General features: G+C 51.5%; 19 protein-coding genes. 10 read left to right on the top strand and 9 right to left on the bottom strand.

What is annotated here, in order from left to right; all coding sequences use genetic code 11:
* Window positions 1-2 precede the first annotated feature (2 nt).
* Complete coding sequence (locus REH51_RS13245) at window positions 3-272, bottom strand: type B 50S ribosomal protein L31 (RefSeq protein WP_498936028.1); 270 nt, start codon at window positions 270-272, stop codon at window positions 3-5.
* Between the two features lie 162 nt (window positions 273-434).
* Here REH51_RS13245 and REH51_RS13240 point away from each other — a divergent pair, with 162 nt between their 5' ends.
* From REH51_RS13240 to REH51_RS13225, 4 genes are all read left to right on the top strand, one after another.
* A complete protein-coding gene (locus REH51_RS13240; protein ID WP_498936027.1) occupies window positions 435-1,760 on the top strand; it encodes a glycerophosphodiester phosphodiesterase family protein in 1,326 nt (441 codons plus the stop codon).
* Window positions 1,761-2,047: 287 nt separating this feature from the next.
* Complete coding sequence (locus REH51_RS13235; protein ID WP_009722302.1) at window positions 2,048-2,815, top strand: ABC transporter ATP-binding protein; 768 nt, start codon at window positions 2,048-2,050, stop codon at window positions 2,813-2,815.
* A gap of 120 nt (window positions 2,816-2,935) precedes the next feature.
* Window positions 2,936-3,802, top strand: a complete 867-nt coding sequence (locus REH51_RS13230) for a LysR family transcriptional regulator ArgP (RefSeq protein WP_498936025.1) — start codon at window positions 2,936-2,938, stop codon at window positions 3,800-3,802.
* Window positions 3,803-3,942: 140 nt separating this feature from the next.
* Window positions 3,943-5,736, top strand: coding sequence for a sensor domain-containing diguanylate cyclase (locus REH51_RS13225; RefSeq protein WP_498936023.1), 1,794 nt, complete (start codon window positions 3,943-3,945; stop codon window positions 5,734-5,736).
* Window positions 5,737-5,758: 22 nt separating this feature from the next.
* Here the strand turns inward: REH51_RS13225 and REH51_RS13220 are convergent, their stop codons facing one another.
* From REH51_RS13220 to REH51_RS13210, 3 genes are all read right to left on the bottom strand, one after another.
* On the bottom strand, window positions 5,759-6,316 hold the full coding sequence (locus REH51_RS13220) for a cytochrome b (RefSeq protein WP_498936021.1): 558 nt from the start codon (window positions 6,314-6,316) through the stop codon (window positions 5,759-5,761).
* 81 nt (window positions 6,317-6,397) lie between these two features.
* Window positions 6,398-6,592 (bottom strand): tautomerase family protein, encoded by a 195-nt coding sequence (locus REH51_RS13215; RefSeq protein ID WP_009722298.1) that lies wholly within the window; start codon window positions 6,590-6,592, stop codon window positions 6,398-6,400.
* Window positions 6,593-6,629: 37 nt separating this feature from the next.
* Window positions 6,630-7,502 carry a LysR substrate-binding domain-containing protein gene (locus REH51_RS13210; RefSeq protein ID WP_009722297.1) on the bottom strand — a complete coding sequence of 291 codons (873 nt, stop codon included), beginning with the start codon at window positions 7,500-7,502 and terminating at the stop codon, window positions 6,630-6,632.
* A gap of 101 nt (window positions 7,503-7,603) precedes the next feature.
* Here REH51_RS13210 and REH51_RS13205 point away from each other — a divergent pair, with 101 nt between their 5' ends.
* Complete coding sequence (locus tag REH51_RS13205; RefSeq protein WP_498936019.1) at window positions 7,604-8,482, top strand: DMT family transporter; 879 nt, start codon at window positions 7,604-7,606, stop codon at window positions 8,480-8,482.
* A gap of 4 nt (window positions 8,483-8,486) precedes the next feature.
* On the opposite strand, the gene REH51_RS13200 is transcribed toward REH51_RS13205, so the two are convergent.
* Both REH51_RS13200 and REH51_RS13195 read right to left on the bottom strand, forming a co-directional pair.
* The gene (locus REH51_RS13200) at window positions 8,487-9,260 is read right to left on the bottom strand and encodes an RsiV family protein (RefSeq protein ID WP_009722295.1); all 774 of its coding nucleotides are present in this window, start codon (window positions 9,258-9,260) and stop codon (window positions 8,487-8,489) included.
* A gap of 115 nt (window positions 9,261-9,375) precedes the next feature.
* On the bottom strand, window positions 9,376-10,815 hold the full coding sequence (locus REH51_RS13195; protein WP_498936017.1) for a hypothetical protein: 1,440 nt from the start codon (window positions 10,813-10,815) through the stop codon (window positions 9,376-9,378).
* 317 nt (window positions 10,816-11,132) lie between these two features.
* On the opposite strand from REH51_RS13195, the gene REH51_RS13190 reads away from it, so the two are divergent.
* From REH51_RS13190 to REH51_RS13180, 3 genes are all read left to right on the top strand, one after another.
* Entirely contained in the window at window positions 11,133-11,513 is a 381-nt protein-coding gene (locus tag REH51_RS13190; RefSeq protein ID WP_009722293.1) for a septal ring lytic transglycosylase RlpA family protein, read from the top strand.
* 210 nt (window positions 11,514-11,723) lie between these two features.
* Window positions 11,724-12,728, top strand: coding sequence for an NADP-dependent oxidoreductase (locus tag REH51_RS13185; protein WP_498936015.1), 1,005 nt, complete (start codon window positions 11,724-11,726; stop codon window positions 12,726-12,728).
* 265 nt (window positions 12,729-12,993) lie between these two features.
* Entirely contained in the window at window positions 12,994-15,474 is a 2,481-nt protein-coding gene (locus REH51_RS13180; RefSeq protein WP_009722291.1) for a glucose/quinate/shikimate family membrane-bound PQQ-dependent dehydrogenase, read from the top strand.
* 64 nt (window positions 15,475-15,538) lie between these two features.
* Here the strand turns inward: REH51_RS13180 and REH51_RS13175 are convergent, their stop codons facing one another.
* Window positions 15,539-17,587, bottom strand: a complete 2,049-nt coding sequence (locus REH51_RS13175) for a TonB-dependent receptor family protein (RefSeq protein ID WP_009722290.1) — start codon at window positions 17,585-17,587, stop codon at window positions 15,539-15,541.
* A 204-nt stretch (window positions 17,588-17,791) separates the two neighbouring features.
* Here REH51_RS13175 and REH51_RS13170 point away from each other — a divergent pair, with 204 nt between their 5' ends.
* Window positions 17,792-17,965 carry a YqaE/Pmp3 family membrane protein gene (locus tag REH51_RS13170; RefSeq protein ID WP_009722289.1) on the top strand — a complete coding sequence of 58 codons (174 nt, stop codon included), beginning with the start codon at window positions 17,792-17,794 and terminating at the stop codon, window positions 17,963-17,965.
* A 123-nt stretch (window positions 17,966-18,088) separates the two neighbouring features.
* Here REH51_RS13170 and REH51_RS13165 read toward each other — a convergent pair whose 3' ends face one another.
* A complete protein-coding gene (locus REH51_RS13165) occupies window positions 18,089-18,562 on the bottom strand; it encodes a nucleoside deaminase (protein WP_498936013.1) in 474 nt (157 codons plus the stop codon).
* Window positions 18,563-18,925: 363 nt separating this feature from the next.
* On the opposite strand from REH51_RS13165, the gene REH51_RS13160 reads away from it, so the two are divergent.
* A complete protein-coding gene (locus REH51_RS13160; protein WP_009722287.1) occupies window positions 18,926-19,132 on the top strand; it encodes a cold-shock protein in 207 nt (68 codons plus the stop codon).
* A 168-nt stretch (window positions 19,133-19,300) separates the two neighbouring features.
* Here the strand turns inward: REH51_RS13160 and REH51_RS13155 are convergent, their stop codons facing one another.
* The gene (locus REH51_RS13155) at window positions 19,301-20,164 is read right to left on the bottom strand and encodes a putative RNA methyltransferase (protein ID WP_498936011.1); all 864 of its coding nucleotides are present in this window, start codon (window positions 20,162-20,164) and stop codon (window positions 19,301-19,303) included.
* Between the last annotated feature and the right edge of the window lie 8 nt (window positions 20,165-20,172).

The raw sequence follows: 20,172 nt of genomic DNA, 5'->3' as shown, positions 1-20,172 counted from the left end.
CGCTATTTGGCGTCAGGGGGCTGGCGCAAACCCCTGCCGAAGCGCTGTTGGAAACGTGCCACCCGGCCTTCTGCGGAAACTCTGCGCTGCTCGCCGGTATAGAAAGGGTGGGAAGCACTAGAAACATCTAGGTCAATCAATGGATAGGTCTTGCCATCTTCCCAGACAATTATCTGCTGTGAGGTGCAGGTAGAACGGATCCGGAAAGTGGTGCCACAGCTGGTATCGCGGAACACAACGTAGTCATAGGCAGGATGAATCCCCTTTCGCATGTTCGACTCCTTCAATTTAATTGATATGAGATAACATACCAATTAAATATGATTCTCATTAGCATGTAAAGATTGTCTTAGAAGATCACGATTGTCATCGAAGAACGCGTAAGTCCTGCCTACACTCAAAACACCCACTTTGCGGCACAGAGAATTTCGTTGATGACCTATTCTGATTTTCTAACCACCACACTTGTCGTCGGTGGCCTGCTGGCCGCTAACACCGTTCATGCCCAAGAAGCGACAGACTCGGAGGATGCCCTGATTAGCGCAGCACAGCAGGTAACGCTAGGGCCGCGCCCGTTGTTCTTGGTAAATGATATGAGCACAGATAACGATCACGAGCGTGCTCTGAAAGCTTCTTTATTGAACTGCGCTGCTGAGCAAACCCAGTGGCAACGGTCTCCATTGACGATTGGGCATCGTGGCGCGCCGTTACAGTTTCCTGAACATACCCTTGAATCGTATATTGCTGGCGCTCAAGGTGGTGCAGGCATTCTGGAGTGCGATGTCACCTTCACCGCCGATGAGGAGCTCGTCTGCCGCCATTCCCAGTGCGACTTACACTACACCACCAACATCGTCGAGACAGACTTAGCTGCAAAATGCAGCGTGCCTCCCGTTGTTGATAAAGCCAATGACCAGCTAATGAATGCGGCAGATATTCGCTGCTGTACAAGCGACATTACCTTGGCTGAATTTCGCAGCCTGCAAGGCACCATGGAGGGAGTAAACACCGATGCCACCACCCTCGAAGAGTATCTTTCAGGCACGCCTGAGTGGCGCACAGAGCTTTATGCTACCCGCGGCACATTGATGAGCCATGCCGACAGTATTGCTCTCTTTCAGAAGCTTGGAGTGCAGATGACCCCAGAACTGAAAGCGCCTGAGGTAGAGATGCCGTTTACGCCAGAGTTCACGCAGCAGGCATACGCACAAAAAATGATAGATGAGTACAAAGCGGCAGGCATTCGCCCTAACAATGTGCTCCCGCAGTCGTTCAATCTGGATGATGTACTTTATTGGATTGAGCATGAGCCAGAATTTGCTAAGCAGGCAGTTTACTTGGATGGCCGCTACAGCGATGAAGGCTTTGATCACACTAACCCTGATACGTGGCAGCCAAGCATGCAGTCGCTGGTGGAAAGCGGTGTCCAAATTATTGCTCCACCTACCTGGATGCTGGTCGAAGAGAACCCAGCGTTTGGCAATGACGGGCAGGAAAGGCGCCTACAACCTTCACTTTATGCCCAGCGCGCCCGGGAAGCAGGCCTAGCCATAATTACCTGGACACTTGAGCGCTCGGGGCCGCTGGGGGAAGGCAGACAGTGGTACCACAGCACCACTGAAGATGTCATTAAGCGTGATGGCGACAAACTGATCACCCTGGACGCCCTCGTCAATGAAGTGGGAGTCATCGGCGTATTCAGCGATTGGCCCGCCACAGTTGCTTTCTATGACAACTGTTCCCAGCGGGGGGCTCCATGAGCGGTACAGCCAGCTGCTAGCTTGTTGGACTACCTGCCGACAAACGACCAACGCCACTACTTATCTCATCGGCTAAGCTCTCAAACAGAGTCTAGCTGATAGTGGCCTCCCACTCACCTATGCCTCCTTACGCTGCATACTCCCACACTACTTACTTACCCCCGCTGCTCAAACCCCCCCACTGTTTAATAAGGCTGTCGGTGTAAATCTTTTCATTTTTTTATTAAAAATGAGAACCATTAGCACTAGAATAGGGCCATTCTTAACCTTATCGCCAGGAGTGATTCATGTTCGAGGTCAAAGGTGCCACCTTTGAAATCAATGGCAAACCGATTCTAACGCCCATTGAGCATACCTTTCATGAGGGCAAGGTTTACGGCCTGATTGGCCATAACGGTTCGGGAAAATCAACACTGATTAAGCTGTTGGCCCAGCAGCAGCCCACCAGCCAGGGAGAGATTCACTTTGACCAGCGCCCTCTCAGCGATTGGGGTAATCGAGAGTTCGCACGCCAGGTAGCTTACTTACCACAGCATTTGCCTAGTGCTGAAAGCCTGACTGGGCGCGAGCTGGTCAGCTTTGGTCGCTATCCATGGCACGGGCTACTGGGTCGCCATACACAGAAAGATAAAGATGCCGTAGAACGCGCCATAGCGTTAACCCATACAGAGGCATTTGCCGACCGACTAGTCGATACGCTCTCTGGCGGCGAACGCCAGCGGGTGTGGCTGGCGATGCTACTCGCCCAGGGAAGTCGTTTTCTACTCCTTGATGAGCCGCTAGCAGCGCTGGACATCGCCCACCAAATTGAGGTGCTAGCGCTGGTTCGCAAGCTATGTGATGATCTAAACCTTGGCGTTATAATTGTGCTACACGATATCAATATGGCCTCGCGTTACTGCGATGAATTGATGGCACTGCACAGCGGCCGTCTGCTAGCCCACGGCACGCCTGGCGATATGATGTGCGACAGCACCTTAGAAGCGATTTACGGCCTCCCCATGCAGGTGATGAAGCATCCCAATGGAGAGCACAACATTGCCGTGGCCCAATAAGTTTTAGCCACACCAGCAAGTCGAGTTAAACTTTTTAGAGCAGCCTTCACTTGGGACTTGGCTTTGCTTAACGCAAGGGCTTTGATTATCGTTTACTGCCTAGCTGATTGAGATACCGTCATGTTTGACTACAAGCTTCTCCATGCACTGGCCACTGTTGTGGAGTGCGGCGGTTTTGAACGAGCAGGGGATGTATTAGGACTTTCTCAATCGGCCATCTCCCAACGCATCAAAGCACTTGAAGTGCGCTTAGGCCAGCCGGTGTTAATGCGCCACCCCAAGCTTTCGCCTACGCCTGCGGGTCAGCGGTTACTCACTCACTACCAGCAAGTACAGCTGCTGGAACGCGACCTACATCAGACGCTACCGACCCTAGACAACGCAACGACCCGGCTACGAATCGCGATTAATGCTGATAGCGTAGTGACGTGGTGGGCAGCCGCAGTGGCAGGTATCTGTCAGACAGAGGGCGTATTGCTCGACTTAGTCATTGAGGATCAAGACGTTGGGCTTAAACGTCTGCGAGATGGTGATGTAGCAGCTTGTCTTTGCTCTACGCCAACGCCCATCGCGGGCGCTCGATGTATCAAAGTAGGCGAGATGCGTTATCTCCCGCTAGCATCACCTACCTACGTGCAACGCCACTTTCCTGGGGGCCTTTCTCCAGAAGCCTTTCAACAAGCTCCGGTGATTGTGTTCGGTCCTCATGACCAGCTTCAGCACCAGTTTCTTGCCCAGTGTGGTTATCATGGCCATTTCCCCTACCACCTTTGCCCTTCCTCAGAGGGCTTTGTGCGACTCGCCACCGCAGGCATCGGCTACGGAATGATTCCACAATTGCAGGCACTAGATCAGTTGCAAAGCGGCCAACTTATCAGCATCGCCCCTGGTCATTCGCTTACAGTGCCACTTTATTGGCATTTTTGGCGTCACAGCGGACAACTAGTCCAACACCTAACTGAAAGACTGAACTGCCTCATGCTTTAGCCTCATTGTCGGCCATTCGCTTTGAAAGACGTCTACACTCAGCTTAGGAGGAAATCGCGTCCAAGGCAGGCAAGGGAACCTAGGCACCAAGACCTAGAAGCAACAAAGCCCAACGCAAAAAAATCAAAATAGCGATATCTATGGATGCTTACTGTTGGTTAAAGCGCCTTCCGGCAGGGTTGTTAGTGCTTATTATTAGCTGGCACACTCAGGCTATCCCAGCCACTACCATCGTCGTTTCTTCTGAGCAGACACGTTACGATTTAAATGAAGTAAGCGGTTACTGGCATACGTCAAAATCGCTAAACCTGCGTGATATTTTAGCGTTATCCCCCTCATTTCAACCGGTCCATCACGCCTCTGATTTGCATTTCGGTTATACACAAAGCGATGTATGGCTAAAAACACGAATTCATAATGAATCCCCTTTACCCACGACCTGGATGGTTAAGTTTGAATATCCGTTTTTAGACCATGTCACGCTGCATACACTGAGGCAGTACTCTAGTGACGTTCAGCACAGCGGAAGCGCCGTGCCAATTGATGAGCGATCAATCGCCCACCGACAGGCTGTTTTTCCATTAATGCTGGCCGGCGGAGAAACAGTGACGCTTTATACTCAGGTGAATGCCAAAGGTAGCAAGTTTCTGAGCTACAGCTTAATGACACCAGAGGCTTTTTATACTCAAAATGATCGTCATAATTTCTGGCTGGCGACCTATTTCGGCATGCTTTTGGCATTAAGTATTTACAACCTGTTGCTATTTTTTGGTCTTAAGGAGCGAGTATTTCTCTACTACGCCCTATTTGCCTTCGGGTTTACGCTGGCAATCCTGACGTTCAATGGCATTGGCACGCTGATGTTTTGGAGCTTCCTAGGCGATAACACCGCACGCCTGGTAGCGATTGGCTTTACGTTTGCTTCTACCATGGGAACTCTGTTCGCCCAAAGCTTTCTCAATACAGCCATCTACTGCCCACGTTGGCACCAAACCATCACGCTGTTTCGTGGCTACTGCTATTTAGCGCTGATGGCAGTAATATTTTTGCCAATTCAGCCCGCACTGCGTTTAATGGATATAACAGGATTCGCTGCATCGCTGTTAATGCTTGTGTGCGGTATTTATTGCAGTTGGCGCCGCGTGCCTAGCGCCCGTATTTTCGTGCTCGCTTGGTCAATATTTCTACTGGGTGCCGCCGTATTTGCACTACGAAATCTCAGTATTCTGCCCGCCAATTTCATTACGCTTCACGGTATACAGATCGGCTCAGCCATTGAGATGTTACTGCTGTCTTTTGCACTGGCCGCACGTTTTAATAAATTAAAATGGCAGAAGGAGCGCGCTCAAGCAGAAACGGTAGCAATGCTAAAAAAGCAGGAAGCCATTCTTGAAGCAAAAGTGGCCGCTCGTCCCCAGGCACTAGAAAAGCTAGCCAATCACGATATGCTCACCGGCTTGCTTAACCGCAACGGGCTGGCACGCTGTGCAGAAGCGGCCCTTAAACGTTGTAAACAAACGCATACGCCTTTGGTTCTGGTCATGTGCGACCTTGACTGCTTCAAACCTATTAACGACCAGTATGGCCATGAAGTAGGCGACTTCGTGCTCCAGCAAGTTGCCAAACGTCTCGTTCATGTCGCACGTGAGAGTGATCATTGCGCGCGCTTTGGCGGCGACGAGTTTATTCTCTTACTGGAGGGGGTATCTGATCCATCCGCACTAGAGGAGATGCGCAACCGTATCGAACAGGCCGTTTGCTCACCTATCAAGCTTCCTTGTGGCTCACTCGTTAGTGTAGGCGTCAGCATAGGTATGAGTAGTAGCCATGAAAATAACAATACGTTAGCCAGCTTGCTGCGTGAGGCAGATAGCCAGATGTACGCGGTCAAGTCACGCCAAACCACTCGCTACTATGGCTGGGGTTCAGCGTAATGGTGATGGGCATTAAGCTATATTAATCAAATAAGCTCATACGTTTCATAACGTTATCGCGCTTGATACGCCAATGAAATAGAGCACCCGCAATATGCAACGTAATAAGCACGACCAGTGCCCACCCTAAACGCTCATGCCAAACAAACAGCGTTTGCGAAAGCGCTTCGTTTTTGCCCAGCAACCCTGGCAAATGCCATTGAAAAAACTCAACAGGAAAGCCGCCGGTAGCGGTGGCTGCCCAACCAATCAGTGGCATAATCACTAACCCTGCATAAAGCAAGTGATGCACGCTAGTGCTTACAATCCGCTCGAAGGCATTGAGCGGCGGGTCGTGGTCGGGCACAACAAAAGCTAGCCGCGTAATAATCCTCAAGGTCATTAGCAACAGTATCGTCACGCCTAGGGTTTTATGGCTGGTATAGAGCACGTTGGTAAGCGCATTCCCCAGCAAAGCAACGGTGCGTTCATAGCCCAGGAATCCAAGCGTCAAGCCACTTGCCAATGACAGCAACACGGCGACTGCCACTAACCAATGCAACACTCGGTGCGGATAAATATAGTGATCTAACTCGTGCATTCAGAACTCCTGGGCCATTCGCGTCATGGTAGTTAGCTTAGTTCAGTCAGGTTGCGTTAGAAAAACTAATTATCGAGCTCCTCATTGAGCAGAATCACGATCAACCCCCATTTGGCCGCCTTTGGACCAATTCTCCTGCGTTACTTCTTGAAAAAACACCTGCACGCTTACCGGATCGGTACCATACACATCGCAGAAAGCGTCAGTAATACGCTTTGCTAATTCTCGCTTTTGCGCAATATCACGAGGGAATTGCTGGATAGTGACTATAGGCATCTGAGATTCCTGTCAAAGAACACGTTGAAGCAACACCTTATAATGCTTCACTAGGTGCCGCTAGCTGTTCTCGAATCAATTCTCCTAAACGCCGCGCAGGCTCGGAAGGACGATGCGGGGCACGGTGAAGCGCTAGCTCAATCATTGGCAAGGCAGGAAGGCCACTGCTGTCATCCAGCGGGCGCAGTGATGGGGTCAACATACTGCGTGTTACTACCACAACGGCTAATCCCGCCGTTACAATAGGCGCAAGCCCCGCCATTGACTGGCTGGGATACGCAACGCGCCAATCACGCCCAGCCCCTTGTAACGCCTGCTCAGCAACTTCACGAAAAACATCAGCACCTGGCGAATAGAGCGCCAGCGGAATAGGGTCACTTAGCGAAGGCTGTTGATTAACTCCCACTGCCCATATCAACGGCTCACGACGAATCACATCGCCGCCTGGAGAGTTACGCTGGCGAGTTACTAGCGCCAAATCCAACTCCGCTGCTTTAACCTGTTCGACCAAGTGAGCACTGGTGCCACATTTCACCGTTAGTCCCACCGCGGGATAAAGCTGGTGAAAGTAGGCAAATACTGACGGCAATAGCGACGCATAGTCTTCAGGAATACCCAACGTCAAATCGCCCGTTATCTGGCGCGCTTGCATATCGCTCCAAGCATCGTCATTGAGTGCCAATAAGCGGCGTGCGTGAGCCAGTAAACGATCGCCTTCCGGGGTAAAACGTAGCCGCCGTCCCGCTCGCTCATGCAGGCTCACATCAAGCTGCGTCTCTAAGCGTTGCAACTGCATGCTCACTGTTGACTGGGTATACGCCAGCCGCTTTGCCGCGGCAGTGACACTCCCCGTATCGGCAATAGCAACCAGCGTCCGTAGTAGCGTTAAGTCGAACGTCGGTGCGCGCATACATCACCATTATTGATAATAATGATCATAAAAGATCGATATTGTGATGAGTCTTTAATGAGTATGCTGCGCGTCATAGGCTTAACGCAAGGAGAGACGCCATGTATCCCGTTCATTCCCCCGTTGTAATATCACCCAGGTACAGTGTGTGTGCAGCGCTAGTGGCGGTGATGCTATGGAGCGTTGCGCCGCTATTAGCAGAATTGGCGCGAGAGACCTCTCCATTACAGCTCACCGCGCTTACGTTGCTGGCAGGCGCACTTGCAACGCTGCCACTTAGCCGTCGAGTCAACGTGGCTGCTTGCCGACCTCGCTGGCAAGTTAGCGTATGGCTCGGCCTACCACTGTTGATTGTCGGAGCAGTTAGCAGTTATTACATTGGTATGCGCTTAGCACCCGCCGCAGAAGCCGCGTTGATCACTTACACCTGGCCGGTGCTGTTTGTGCTGCTAAGCCAATGGAGCCGGTTTGGTCGTCTGCATATCGCAAGCGTAACAGGCGCACTTATCGCTTTTTCTGGCGCCGCTATTTTATTACTGCCTCAAGCCTTAAATGGTGGCTTTGGTGGGGCCGCTTCAGGGTATGGGCTAGCGCTACTGGCTGCTTGTTGCTGGGCGCTCTACTCCTGGCTAGGGCAAGTAGCTCCCATACCGCTGACCCCATTGCTCCCGCGGTTATTGATGATCGCTTGTGCGGTTGCAACCTGCGCCAGCCTGATAGTGGAAGGAACCTTCACTATGCCGCAAGGTGAGGCTTTGTTTGCAGGCATCGCGCTGGGCCTTGGGCCTTACGGCATTGCTATGGTGGCCTGGGATAAAGCATTACGTTTTGGTAAAGCCAGTCTTGTAGGCAGCTTGGCCTATGGCGTACCGATTCTAGCGGCACTACTACTGGTACTAGCAGGCGTCAGCGTATTCGACTGGCGGGTCCCAACAGCCGCCTTATTAGTCGTCGTAGGCTGTTTAAAAGCGAGCCGCTGAATCATTATTTGCCTAAATAGCGGGGTTTTGCGATGCCTTCCAACGCATCAAGGGGTAGCGTCAAGATAGGCTGGCCAACGGCATAAGGGGCAATGTCGTAGACGTTGTACTTCACCTCCCAGGCAGTGGCTAGCGGCGCTATGTTACGGTTTTCGCTAAGCGGCCAACTGACCGCAAACTGCTCATCGTGGCCCAACTCCGTTATCCAGCGTTGATGCGCCTGATCGAGCAGTGCCTGAAAAGCTTCTTGTTGGCCTTCTAACAACATGTCTTCTGGATCAACCACACGCTGCAGGCGCTCATCTATCACCATAAACTCAGTCATTGGTAGACCGTGCGCTTGCCCTGCATGATAAACGTAACTTTCTAGTTCAAGTATCAATAAGTCGTTGTGCTGCCCATAAACCTTTGCTTCTAACAGCGCTTCACTGGTCATTGTTCCAGGCGCGGTGCGGTTATCTTCTTCAGCTAACTCAAAAAAGTTTTGTGCATAGGCATCCCAGCCATCCGCTGGCAATGCGCCTTCTTCAGTGATGCCCATTGCAAGCGTTAGCAGGCGCTTTTGTAGCTGATCCGTTAGCTCTGGCGATTGCGGAAACATAAGCGCAGACACGGTGACAGTAGAGCACTGCGCTTCTTGGCACCCAGGTGCGAAGTACTCTTTTTCAACCGCGATTGAAGCCAGCTTAAGCGGCTCTGCAGGCGCATCGTCTGACGACTGACAACCGCCCAGTAATAGTAAACTGATCACCGTTAAACCGATTGAATAGCGCAGCATAAAACCTCCTTGTGAATAACGTCACTACCTTGACCACGTGAATGGTAATACATAAACAGCAACGCCCCTGCTGCAATCAGCAAGGGCGTTGTTAAAAATGCAACGTGCGCTTAAATTACGCGTCTGGCTGCATTTCTGTTGGCTCGGCGCTGACTTGCAGCTCAAACATACCGCTGCCGCTAACAGCGAAGCCACGTGCAATAACAGTGTAGGTACCCGGCAGAAGCGCCTGCTCTAAGCGCGAATCAGTGCCGTTACCGCCGTCATCATCGCTGTAAGAATCGCCTTCACCATAAAGCTCTAAGTACGTATCAAAGTCGGATGAACGCATGTTAAGCGTGACTAAAGAGCTCTCTTCTAAAATGAGTTCATAAGTCAACGGCTCCCCGCTATCCCAGCCATTGAGCGTTTCATTGGGCGTTAACTGACCTTCATTACGTAGCTCTACACCCTCCGGCAATTCGCGTGGTTCTACCGAAAGCGTAAACAAACCGCTATCAGAGCCATACGCCGTGCGCGCCGTTAGCTGATAACTACCAGGTGCCAAGAAATCAGCAATACTGGCATCTAAATTCCCGGCACTATCGTCATCTTCGCGGAAATAGCCATTAGGCCCTTCCAATACTAGGTAAGAATCGATATCGCTTGAACGCATATCAATTTGATACATACCGGCTTCTTCAATTTCTAGCTGATAATCCAGCTCCTGACCGCTAAACCAACCACTAAGCGTATCGCTGGGCATAACGCTACCATCGTTGCGTAGCTCGCCATCACCCGGCAATTCACGCGGCTCGGCACTCAACGTAAACAGGCCACTCCCCTCGCCGAAGGCAGAACGTGCGGTGATGGTATAATCACCGGGAGCAAGAAAGTCTGAAATACGTGCGTCTAAGTTCCCAGCACCATCATCATCTTCACGGTAGTAGTTGTTAGGGCCAGATAACTCTAAATACGCATCAAATTCATCAGCACGCATCTCGATTTGATACATACCTGCTTCTTCAACGGTTAACGTCACTTCCCGAGACGAACCATCTAACCAGCTATCCATCGGTGTACCAACGGCAAGCGTGTCAGAGTCGCTTAGCTCAATAGCGCGGCTATTAAGGTTGAATGGACCATAGCTACGCGCATCCGCCCCACTGACAATCACCACGTAATCTCCATTTTCCTCGACATGGTGGCGAACTGTTTCTGCGCTCTCCAGCAGTTGCAGCTGATCGTCATAAAGGGCAAGCACACCTTTTAAGGCTCCGCTAAGAGAAATTTCTACTAAAGAGCCCTCTTCAAGGCTGATGGCATAGCGCAAATAGCGGCTACCATCATTACCGTTTAGCTCGCCTGACGAGGTGAGCTCACCTCGGGCGCGCTCACCTAGCGTGATGCTATCGAGCCCTACTAATGCTTGGGAAACCTGTTCCTGTTCCGCACTGGTAGATTCTTCTGCGACTGCCGTTGCTGTGAGGCTAGGAGCTGCCTGAGCGGCTAAAAAACCAACAACAGCCCCGCCTGCGGCAACTAAAATCAGCGTTAAAGAAGAGGACTTGGCCATAGGTGCATCCTTGTTCATTGGCAAAAATATAAAACTAAGCGTGTGCTAATTATATGATGCTTACCTGATTAAAGTGAGCGTTTATCTAAAATTTACAGTAGACACAAAACACAGCCTAGTTATATCAACCACACTTCGTTAACTTGCTGAATTGTAACGGCACTGAAGAAAGTTGCAAAAAGTCATAATTTAGAAGCCAATTGCGCCGATCTTCTTAAAGCTTGCCGTATCAAAAAGGGCACGTTACTATCAACTGATCTGTTCGGTAACACACCGACGCGTACAGAATTCGCACTATGTAAAACTGAGGCACTCCAATGGGAGCATCTAAACGTTTCATCCGAACGAGTTGTGCAGCGGCATTACTCATTTTCTTTACCGCTAGTCATGCATTTGCAATTGATATCGAAATTCGTGAAGGGGTTGCATCCTTTTACAGTGATCGTTTTCAGGGTTCTCCCACCGCCAGTGGCGAACCATTTGACCAACAGGCACTGACTGCAGCTCACCCAACGCTTCCGTTTGGCACCAAGGTGCTAGTTACTCGCCCTGATACAGGCCAGGAAGTTGAAGTATTGATTAATGATCGCGGCCCCTTTGTTAAGGGCAGAATTATTGATCTATCAAAACGGGCAGCTCGCCAACTCGGCATGATTCGACGCGGCGTTGCCCCAGTCATGATCACCCTGGTCGATTAACGGATAACACACTCGCAAGCGCGTGATACCCCTTAAGCAAACAGCGTTGAAGAAAAATCAGCTTGATTGAAAGCGGCTCACCAAGGCCGCTTTTTTTATTGCGCTGAAAATTAATTTTTCGGCGAACTTGAAAGCACGCTAACGGTCTCTATGCTGCAAGAAGATTTGTCCAAATTACACATGCAGGAGGCACCCATGCAGGAGGCAATCATGCAATCTCGCTTTTTTACATTAACTAATTATCCCACGGGCTTACCTAAGCGCGAGTTATTTGCGCTGGAAAGCCAGGAACTTCCCGAACTTGGCGAAGGTGAAGTGAGAATTCGCAATCGCTGGCTGTCAGTTGACCCTTACATGCGTGGTCGAATGACCGGAATGCACACCTATGTTGCCCCTTTTGAGCTGGGCAAGCCGATGGAAGGTGGCGCGATTGGCGACGTCATTGCATCTAACCACCCAACGATTAAGCAAGGCGATAAGGTCAGCCACATGGGCGGTTGGCGTGACATAGCTCAGGTGCCGGGCGACAGTGTCCCCCCCCTCCCCGACAGCGACGTGCCTGAACAAGCCTACCTAGGCGTATTAGGTATGCCGGGCATGACTGCATGGACAGGCTTGAACCTTATTGCCGAGTGCAAACCTAGCGACAATGTACTGGTAAGCGCTGCCAGTGGTGCCGTTGGTTCGCTTGCTGTACAGCTGGCGAAAGCAAAAGGTTGCCACGTGGTTGGCATTGCTGGAGCTGCCCATAAGCTTGCGTGGCTTGAATCATTGGGCGTTGAGCCGGTCAGCTACCAAGACCGCAGTGCACAGGAATTAAGCGACGCTATTAAGCTTGCTAGTCCTGATGGCATTGATGTGTACTTTGAGAACGTTGGCGGTATTTGCTTAGAGGCAGCGTTAAGCCAGCTCAATGACGGCGCACGTATTGCCGTATGCGGCATGATTGACAGCTATAACGCCGAAGCGCCAGCACCAGGGCCGAGCAATCTTTCTCAACTGGTGGTACGTAAAGCTAAAATGCAAGGGTTTATTGTCGCCGATCACTGGACTAGCTATCGCTACTTCCTTAACGAAATTGCTCCCCAGGTAGCGAAGGGGAAAATAGTCTATAAAGAGACCGTCAAAGAAGGCCTTGAAAGCACACCTGATGCCTTTTTAGCGCTTTTTGAAGGGGGTAATACCGGCAAGATGCTGGTGAAACTCACCGACTGAGCCATGCTTACGTTAAGTTAAAACACCCCCCATTTTCCGCCTCCCAACGACAAGCCGCGCTATGGTAACTAGCGTGGCTTTTTGGTTTATGGCATTACTTAGCCAGCAAATCATTAGACCAAAAGCGAATTGATTATTAAAATTACCAATAATCAATGTGTGTTTTAACCCATCATCACTGCCAATGGGTTAGGGCACGTTGTAAATCCGTCGCTTTTCTAATTTCACTAAGCGACTTCAATTCGTTGTTAATAGGGGCTTTCTCATGGATGAACACACGCGTGCCCGCGGAAAATGGCCAGCATTACTATTAGGCCTACTGCTCGCGGTAGCTGGTGTTGCACTAACCATTGGCGGCGCCAAGCTGCTCAGCTTAGGCGGTAGCGCTTACTATGTAATCGCTGGTGTTAGTATTTTTGTTGTCGGTGTACTGCTGGCAATGCGCAAAGGCACAGCATTATGGCTTTATGCGGCGGTACTGTTTGCAACGTTACTATGGGCACTCTGGGAAGTCGGCTTAGACTGGTGGCAGTTGGTTCCTAGGGTTGCCATTGTCTGCTTAATTGGCATCATTTTATTGCTTCCCTGGTGGCGGAAACCGCTGCATTCACGCGGTGGCAGCCTAGCGCTAATGGCAAGCATTGCCGCAGCGATTATCGTGGCAATTGCCAGCCAATTTACCTACCCAGGTACTATTAAAGGCACGATTGAGTCGGCCAGTAACAATGCAGAAGTTAACCCTGCACAGGCTGCAGGCGATAATTGGCCCGCTTACGGCGGCACCAATGCAGGTACGCACTACTCCTCACTTAGCCAGATTACCCCCGACAATATCGGCGAGCTGGAAGAAGTATGGCGTATTCAAACCGGTGATGAACCCGGCCCCAATGCACCACCTGAAATCACCAACCAGAACACACCCTTGAAGGTCAACGATAGCCTTTATATTTGTACATCGCACAGCCGTGCGATGTCATTGTCGCCCGAAACCGGCGAAACTCTATGGGAGTTTGATCCCAATATTAGCACCATGGGCGCAGAGGATTTTTCCGGCTGGGCGCATATGACCTGCCGTGGTTTGGCGTACTACGATGCGGCTAACTATTCCAGCAGTGCTGAAGATTCCACCATCGATAAACCAACACTGTATGCCGATGGCAGCCAATTTGAACTCGACCTATCCTTCTCGCTGACCCCTGACGAAGGCTCCTCTTCTGAGCTGCTAAGCGCCACCGACGTCATGTGCCCACGCAGGCTTTATCTGCCCACCGCCGACGCCCGACTGATTGCGCTTAACGCCGATACCGGAGAGCGCTGTGAAAACTTTGGCGAAAACGGTGAGATCGACCTGACGAATAATATTGGCGAATTTAGCCCAGGGGGCTATTACTCAACGTCGCCTGCCACTGTCACTGAAGACTTGGTGATTTTGGGTGGACACGTTACCGACAATAGCTCAATCGACGAACCCTCTGGCGTTATTCGTGCCTTTGATGTGCATACTGGCGAGCTAGTGTGGAACTGGGATAGCGGTAACCCTGAAGACACCACACCATTAGAAGAAGGCGAGACTTACACACGTAACTCACCAAACGTGTGGGCGCCGATTAGCGCTGATGAAGCGCTCGGCCTCGTTTATCTCCCCATGGGTAATGCCACACCCGACCAGTACGGCGCAAATCGCACCGAAAATGACGAAACTTACAGTGCTGGGCTCGTCGCGCTTAACCTAGATGATGGCCAGGTGGCTTGGGTTTACCAGTTTGTGCACCACGACTTATGGGACATGGACACACCCGCCCAACCCGTATTGATTGATTTGGCGACGACAGATGGCAGCCAGCCGGCCATCATTCAGCCCACTAAACAAGGCAGCTTGTATGTATTAAACCGTGAGACCGGCGAGCCGATTGTACCCATTGAAGAAGTGCCCGCTCCTCAAGGTGCTATTGAAGGCGACTGGACAGCAGAAACTCAACCTCGCTCAGCGCTGAATTTGCTGCCACCGACGCTTACTGAGCGCGACATGTGGGGCGCATCACCCTTTGATCAGATGATGTGCCGCATCCAGTTCCGCTCGCTGCGTTATGAAGGCCAGTACACACCGCCTTCTCTGGAAGGCAGCATTATCTACCCCGGCAACGTTGGAGTGATGAACTGGGGGGGGGTTGCGGTAGACCCCGAACGCCAAGCACTGTTTACCGGCGCGAAGTACTTAGCGTTTGTTTCCAAACTGATCCCACGTGATGAGGTTGAAGATGGCCAAGGATCCGCTAGCGAGCAAGGTTTGCAGCCCAACACAGGCGCACCTTATGCGGTTGAACTCGGCCCGCTGCTGTCAGTACTCGGCCTTCCCTGCCAGGCGCCCTCTTGGGGCGATGTGGCAGGAATCGACCTGCAAAGTAACGAGGTTGTGTGGAAGCACCGCAATGGAACCACCCGCGACAGCATGCCCTTTGATCTGCCGATTGGCCTGAATGTCGGCGTTCCTGCGCTAGGCGGCCCGCTGACTACTGCGGGTGGCGTTTCATTCTTAAGCGGCACACTGGATCAATACCTGCGCGGCTACGACATCACCACTGGCGAAGAACTGTATAAAGCTCGACTGCCTGCTGGCGGCCAAGCAACGCCGATGACTTACACCGGCGCAGACGGCCGCCAGTATGTGGTCGTTACCGCCGGTGGTCACGGCACCTTCGGCACCAAAATGGGTGACTACGTGATTGGTTACGCTTTACCGGAATAGCCATCACTTAGCGTAGTAATAAACGAGAACGGGCGACTCAATGAGCCGCCCGTTTTTTTGCTTATTAAAAACTCAGCTCCACGCCTCCATAAACACTTCGCCCTAGGGCTGGCTCATAAAAGCGGCCAAACGTGCCGTTTAAACGCACGTTGGCGTAGTGCTCTTCATCAAGCACGTTGCGCAAACCAAGATAAGCGCTTAGTCGCGTACCTTCACTTAACTGCCAACCATCGCCTATCCGTAGGTTGAGCAGCCAATAGCTATCTACTTCCGTCGCATTAGCGTTATCCGCCACTAAATCACCGATGTATTCGGTTTCCAACGTTGCAAAACGCTGATCCAGGTTTTCCCAGGTTAATTGATTGACCCACGTCTGCTCTGGCAGCCCAGGAATCCGGTTGCCATCAAAGCGCTCACTTGGTGTTGCAAACTTGTCGAACTCATAACGCGCGAGCGTTAAAGCGCTGTTAAGACGCCAGTGGTCGGCAAGCTGCCAGCCCAGCGCCAGTTCTAGGCCATCGCGATTTGTGTCGCCTGCATTCTGATAGAAGGTACGGCCACCCTCATCATACGGCACCAGCTCATCGCGAACGCGGACCGAAAACAGCGCAAGATCGTAATCCATCGCCAACGGCTCAATGTAGCCACGCAACCCTATTTCGCGGTTCCATGCTTTTTGCGGTTCAACAGCGGGGTTGAAGCCCCCGCCAGTCGGGTTAGCAAACTCGGAAAATGTCGGCGTTTCAAAGGCTGTCCCCGTATTGACATAAGCTTGATGCTGCGGACGATAGCGGTAGCTTAGCCCCGCCGAGCCACTCCACTCGTTAAAGGTACGCTTCCCGCTTTGATCTCCGTCGGCAAGAAACGTATCGTCGACGTCTAGCGCCACCCGGTCAAACCGCGCACCTAGCGATAACGTAAGCTGCTCGGAAAGCGTCAGATCCCCTTGAGCGAAAACACCGTTGGCAGTGGCCGTTTGAGTCTCTTTGGCAAGCTGCTCCCCAACCACCCCCTGGGCATTTACTCGGTTACGAAAACGCTCGTCCTCTTGGCGAGCCACATCAACGCCCACAATATAGCTAAGCGGCAGGCTCCCTAACGCCACCTCGTGATGGTATTCGGCGCTTGCGCCCATATAGTCACGCTGATAGCCCAAGCGACTACTGCCCACAAATGGAAGTTGCTGTTCAAAGCTACGTTTAGCAATAAATCCCTTGAGATACAGCTCACCATCACCTACCGCTAAGTCTTCGTACTGCAGGCCAAATAGCTGCTGATCGACGCTTTGCCGCGCATCCAGCGCAATCGAATTGGGCGCGGCCTGATCCCGCCCAGCGGCAACTTCACGGGCATTAAGCGCACCGGGGTCTTCCGAACGGGGGTTATCCAACAGATTAATAATCGCGGTCATCGCCCGTTCGCTGCCTAGCTCTCGACGTAATTTTGCATTCAGCAAATACTTCTCGGTTGAGCTTTGTTCGCGATAGCCATCAACATTAAGCGCCGTCAGACTGATATGGTGCGACCAATCGCCCTGTACACCACCATTTTGCAGTGCCACTTTTTGATAGCCATCGCTACCTGCGCCCATCCGCAGCCTTGTACCAGGATTATCACGTCCATCGGCAGTGGTCACATCAATCACTCCGCCAGACGCATTGCCATAAAGCACTGAAGACGGCCCACGGATAACCTCAATGCGCTCGGCGCTATCTAAATCAATGGCATCCAACTGCGCCTGGCCATCCGGAAGCGTGTAAGGAATGCCATCCACCATGACGGTAATCCCACGCACGCCAAATGGGGCACGCGCGCCAAAGCCGCGAATAGCAATTCGCTGCCCTTGAGCGAAATTATCGCGGTTTTGTAAAAACACACCCGGCACTCGGTTAAGCGCTTCATCCAACCTCACCCGCTGCTGACCTTGGGCAATCTCTTCACGCTCCAAGGTAGAAATGGCCGCTGGCGTGGCATACAGCTCGCGGGCTAAACGCGGGGCGCTCACCTCTACTGTAGCCAGCACAGTCTCTTCGCTGCTGGGTGCCTGCGCCCACACAGGGCTGGCTAAAACGACACTCGCAAGTAGCAGTGATGGCGGCAAGGTGTGAGTCATGGCGTCCTTTCCTATTCAGTATTCGGCGGGGTTTTGTAGACACATTTGGTTAGGCATGTGAACGATAAAGAAGGAACAGCATAATACCTAAGTCGTATTGGTTCGCTAAGCGTAACTGTTGTGACTACACTTACAGTAGTACCAGCAACGCATTGTTATCAAAGCAGCAATCAGAACACTGACTATGTAAGCAAAGGAGGCTTCATGGCATTTACCGCGACGGATCCGATTAAGATGATTTTTGCCGTTATTCTGCCCCCATTAGGGGTGTTTTTTGAGGTCGGTTTCAAAGGACATTTCTGGCTGAATATCATTCTGACGCTGTTTGGCTTTGTGCCAGGCATCATTCATGCGTTTTATGTCATATTGAAACACTAGGCATATCCTGAAGCACTAATGCACTTTTTTGCACCGATTTAACAAACACCGCCTTGCTGAACACAAGGTGGTGTTTGTCTTAAGTGGCCATGCATTGCTCACCGAATTTCCCTGGTCACTCAGTTATGCATGCAAGCGGCGGGGTAAGGCTCGCACTTGCTCATCCAGCCCAGGGATTGGGCCATCAACAGCCAAACCAGGCACTACCTCATTAATCGTTAGCGTGGCGACAGGCGGTGGCGCTACACCAAGTTCAGCTAGCCAAGCGCCCAATTGTTCAGAAGAACTTACGTAAACGATACGACCTAGCCCTCCCCATCCATGGGCCGCCGCACACATAGGGCAGTGCTCTCCAGAGGTATATACGGTCGCTTTCGCACGCTCTTCAGGCGTCATGTGATTTGCTGCCCAGCGGGCCAGCGAAAACTCTGGGTGTTGAGTGGAATCGCCACCGGCAATGCGATTGCGGTCCTCGGCTAATACCTCGCCTTCGGCATTAACCAGCACGCTACCAAATGGCTCATCTCCGGCATTTAAAGCCTCCTCTGCCAAGACCACAGCGCGCTTTAGGTAGGCCAATTCGTATTCGGCAATCATAGAATTCTCCTTGTTTTGATAATGTGCCTTACCGGCAGTGGGTGTCGTTTCAAAGATGCTTTGCCAAAGATACCATTTCTAACATTGACGATCTGGCTCACCGTAAAGCACCTAAGCGCCTGGAAAATGGGGTGTAAATAGCCATTATTCTGGCACCGCCCTCAGAAAATATTCATAAAAGGCTTTGACCCGAAGGGAAAATCATGTCACTGTAGCGTCAGTTGGTTAGCAAGCAGCATGGTTTCAGAAGTGTACGATCTATTTCGGCAGCCTGATATTGTATTCCTTGTTTCACCCGCTACTTTTCATCTGGGTAATACCAGGAACTTTATTACGGCGCGTTAGCGCGAAAGGATCTACATCATGGCAACTGGCACAGTTAAATGGTTTAACGACACTAAAGGTTTTGGTTTCATCGCTCCTTCTGACGGCGGCGACGACCTTTTTGCTCACTTCTCTGAAATTCAGTCTGACGGTTTCAAAACCCTTCAAGAAGGTGCTAACGTTTCTTTTGACGTTACCCAGGGTAAGAAAGGCCTTCAGGCTTCTAACATCAAGCAAATGTCCTAAGCCTTAACGGTTTAAGAATTTGCTCGAACCTTAACCGGTTCGAATAACAAGGCCCGCTCATGCGGGCCTTGTTGCGTTTGTAGATTGAGAATAAAAGAAGGGTTTTTTGGGAGAGTACGATTGGATTTTTAACACCCTCTTTATCGCTACCCTTCTTATGCTTACTCCTTATTTCCGCTCATATATCATTAGCCTGGCATCCACCGTTAGCGTTAACGCATCAAGCGCTGCTGCACGCGCACGGCCTTCCTGACTAGCGCGGTAAAGATGGGGCGTCATCGCTAATAAATCACCAATCGAGTCTTGCCCTACCAGCGCTATTTGATAGCTAAGTGATTCTGTCTGCAACGATACAAAGCCTTCCGGCACTTCCCGTTCGCTTATCGCTTCTGGCTTAAGCGTGGGATAAATCACCTCTCGCAGCTCACGCAGGTGCCCCGCCCCTGCTTCAACCTGCAACAACAAGCCACCCGGCTTTAATACCCGCGCAAATTCGTGATGTACTGGAAAGCCAAACATACACAGCACACTATTGAGTGTTGCCGTTTGAATTGGCAAGTGCGCGTTGCTGCCGACTACCCAGCTACAGAGTGGCAGGTTTTTATCATCTTGCTTGGCCGCCGACAGCACTGCCCACTTGGAAATATCTAACCCCACCAGTGAAAGTGGCCGCGAATTCGATGCAGCACGAGATAGCTCACGCAAGTAATAGCCTTCACCGCAGCCAGCATCCAAGCAGCCAAACAGCGAACTAGCAGGCTGAGCCTCAGCATGGTTTAACAGATGTTTGCTTACCGCCTGAGCAATAGGCTGATAGTAGCCAGCTTCAAGAAAACGCTGCCTTGCCGCCACCATCAGCTTACTGTCGCCGGGGTCGGTGGAACGCTTTTGCTGTACTGGAAGCAAGTTGACGTAACCTTGCTTGGCAACATCGAAGCTATGCCCAGCAGAGCAGCGCCAAGCACTGCCAGCCAGATGAAGCGGCTTACCATCTAACGGACAGGCCAGCGCTTGAAAAGGAGTGCTATTCATAACAATGT

Source organism: Halomonas bluephagenesis (assembly GCF_054790765.1).
This window is presented reverse-complemented; position numbering and strand designations above follow the sequence as displayed.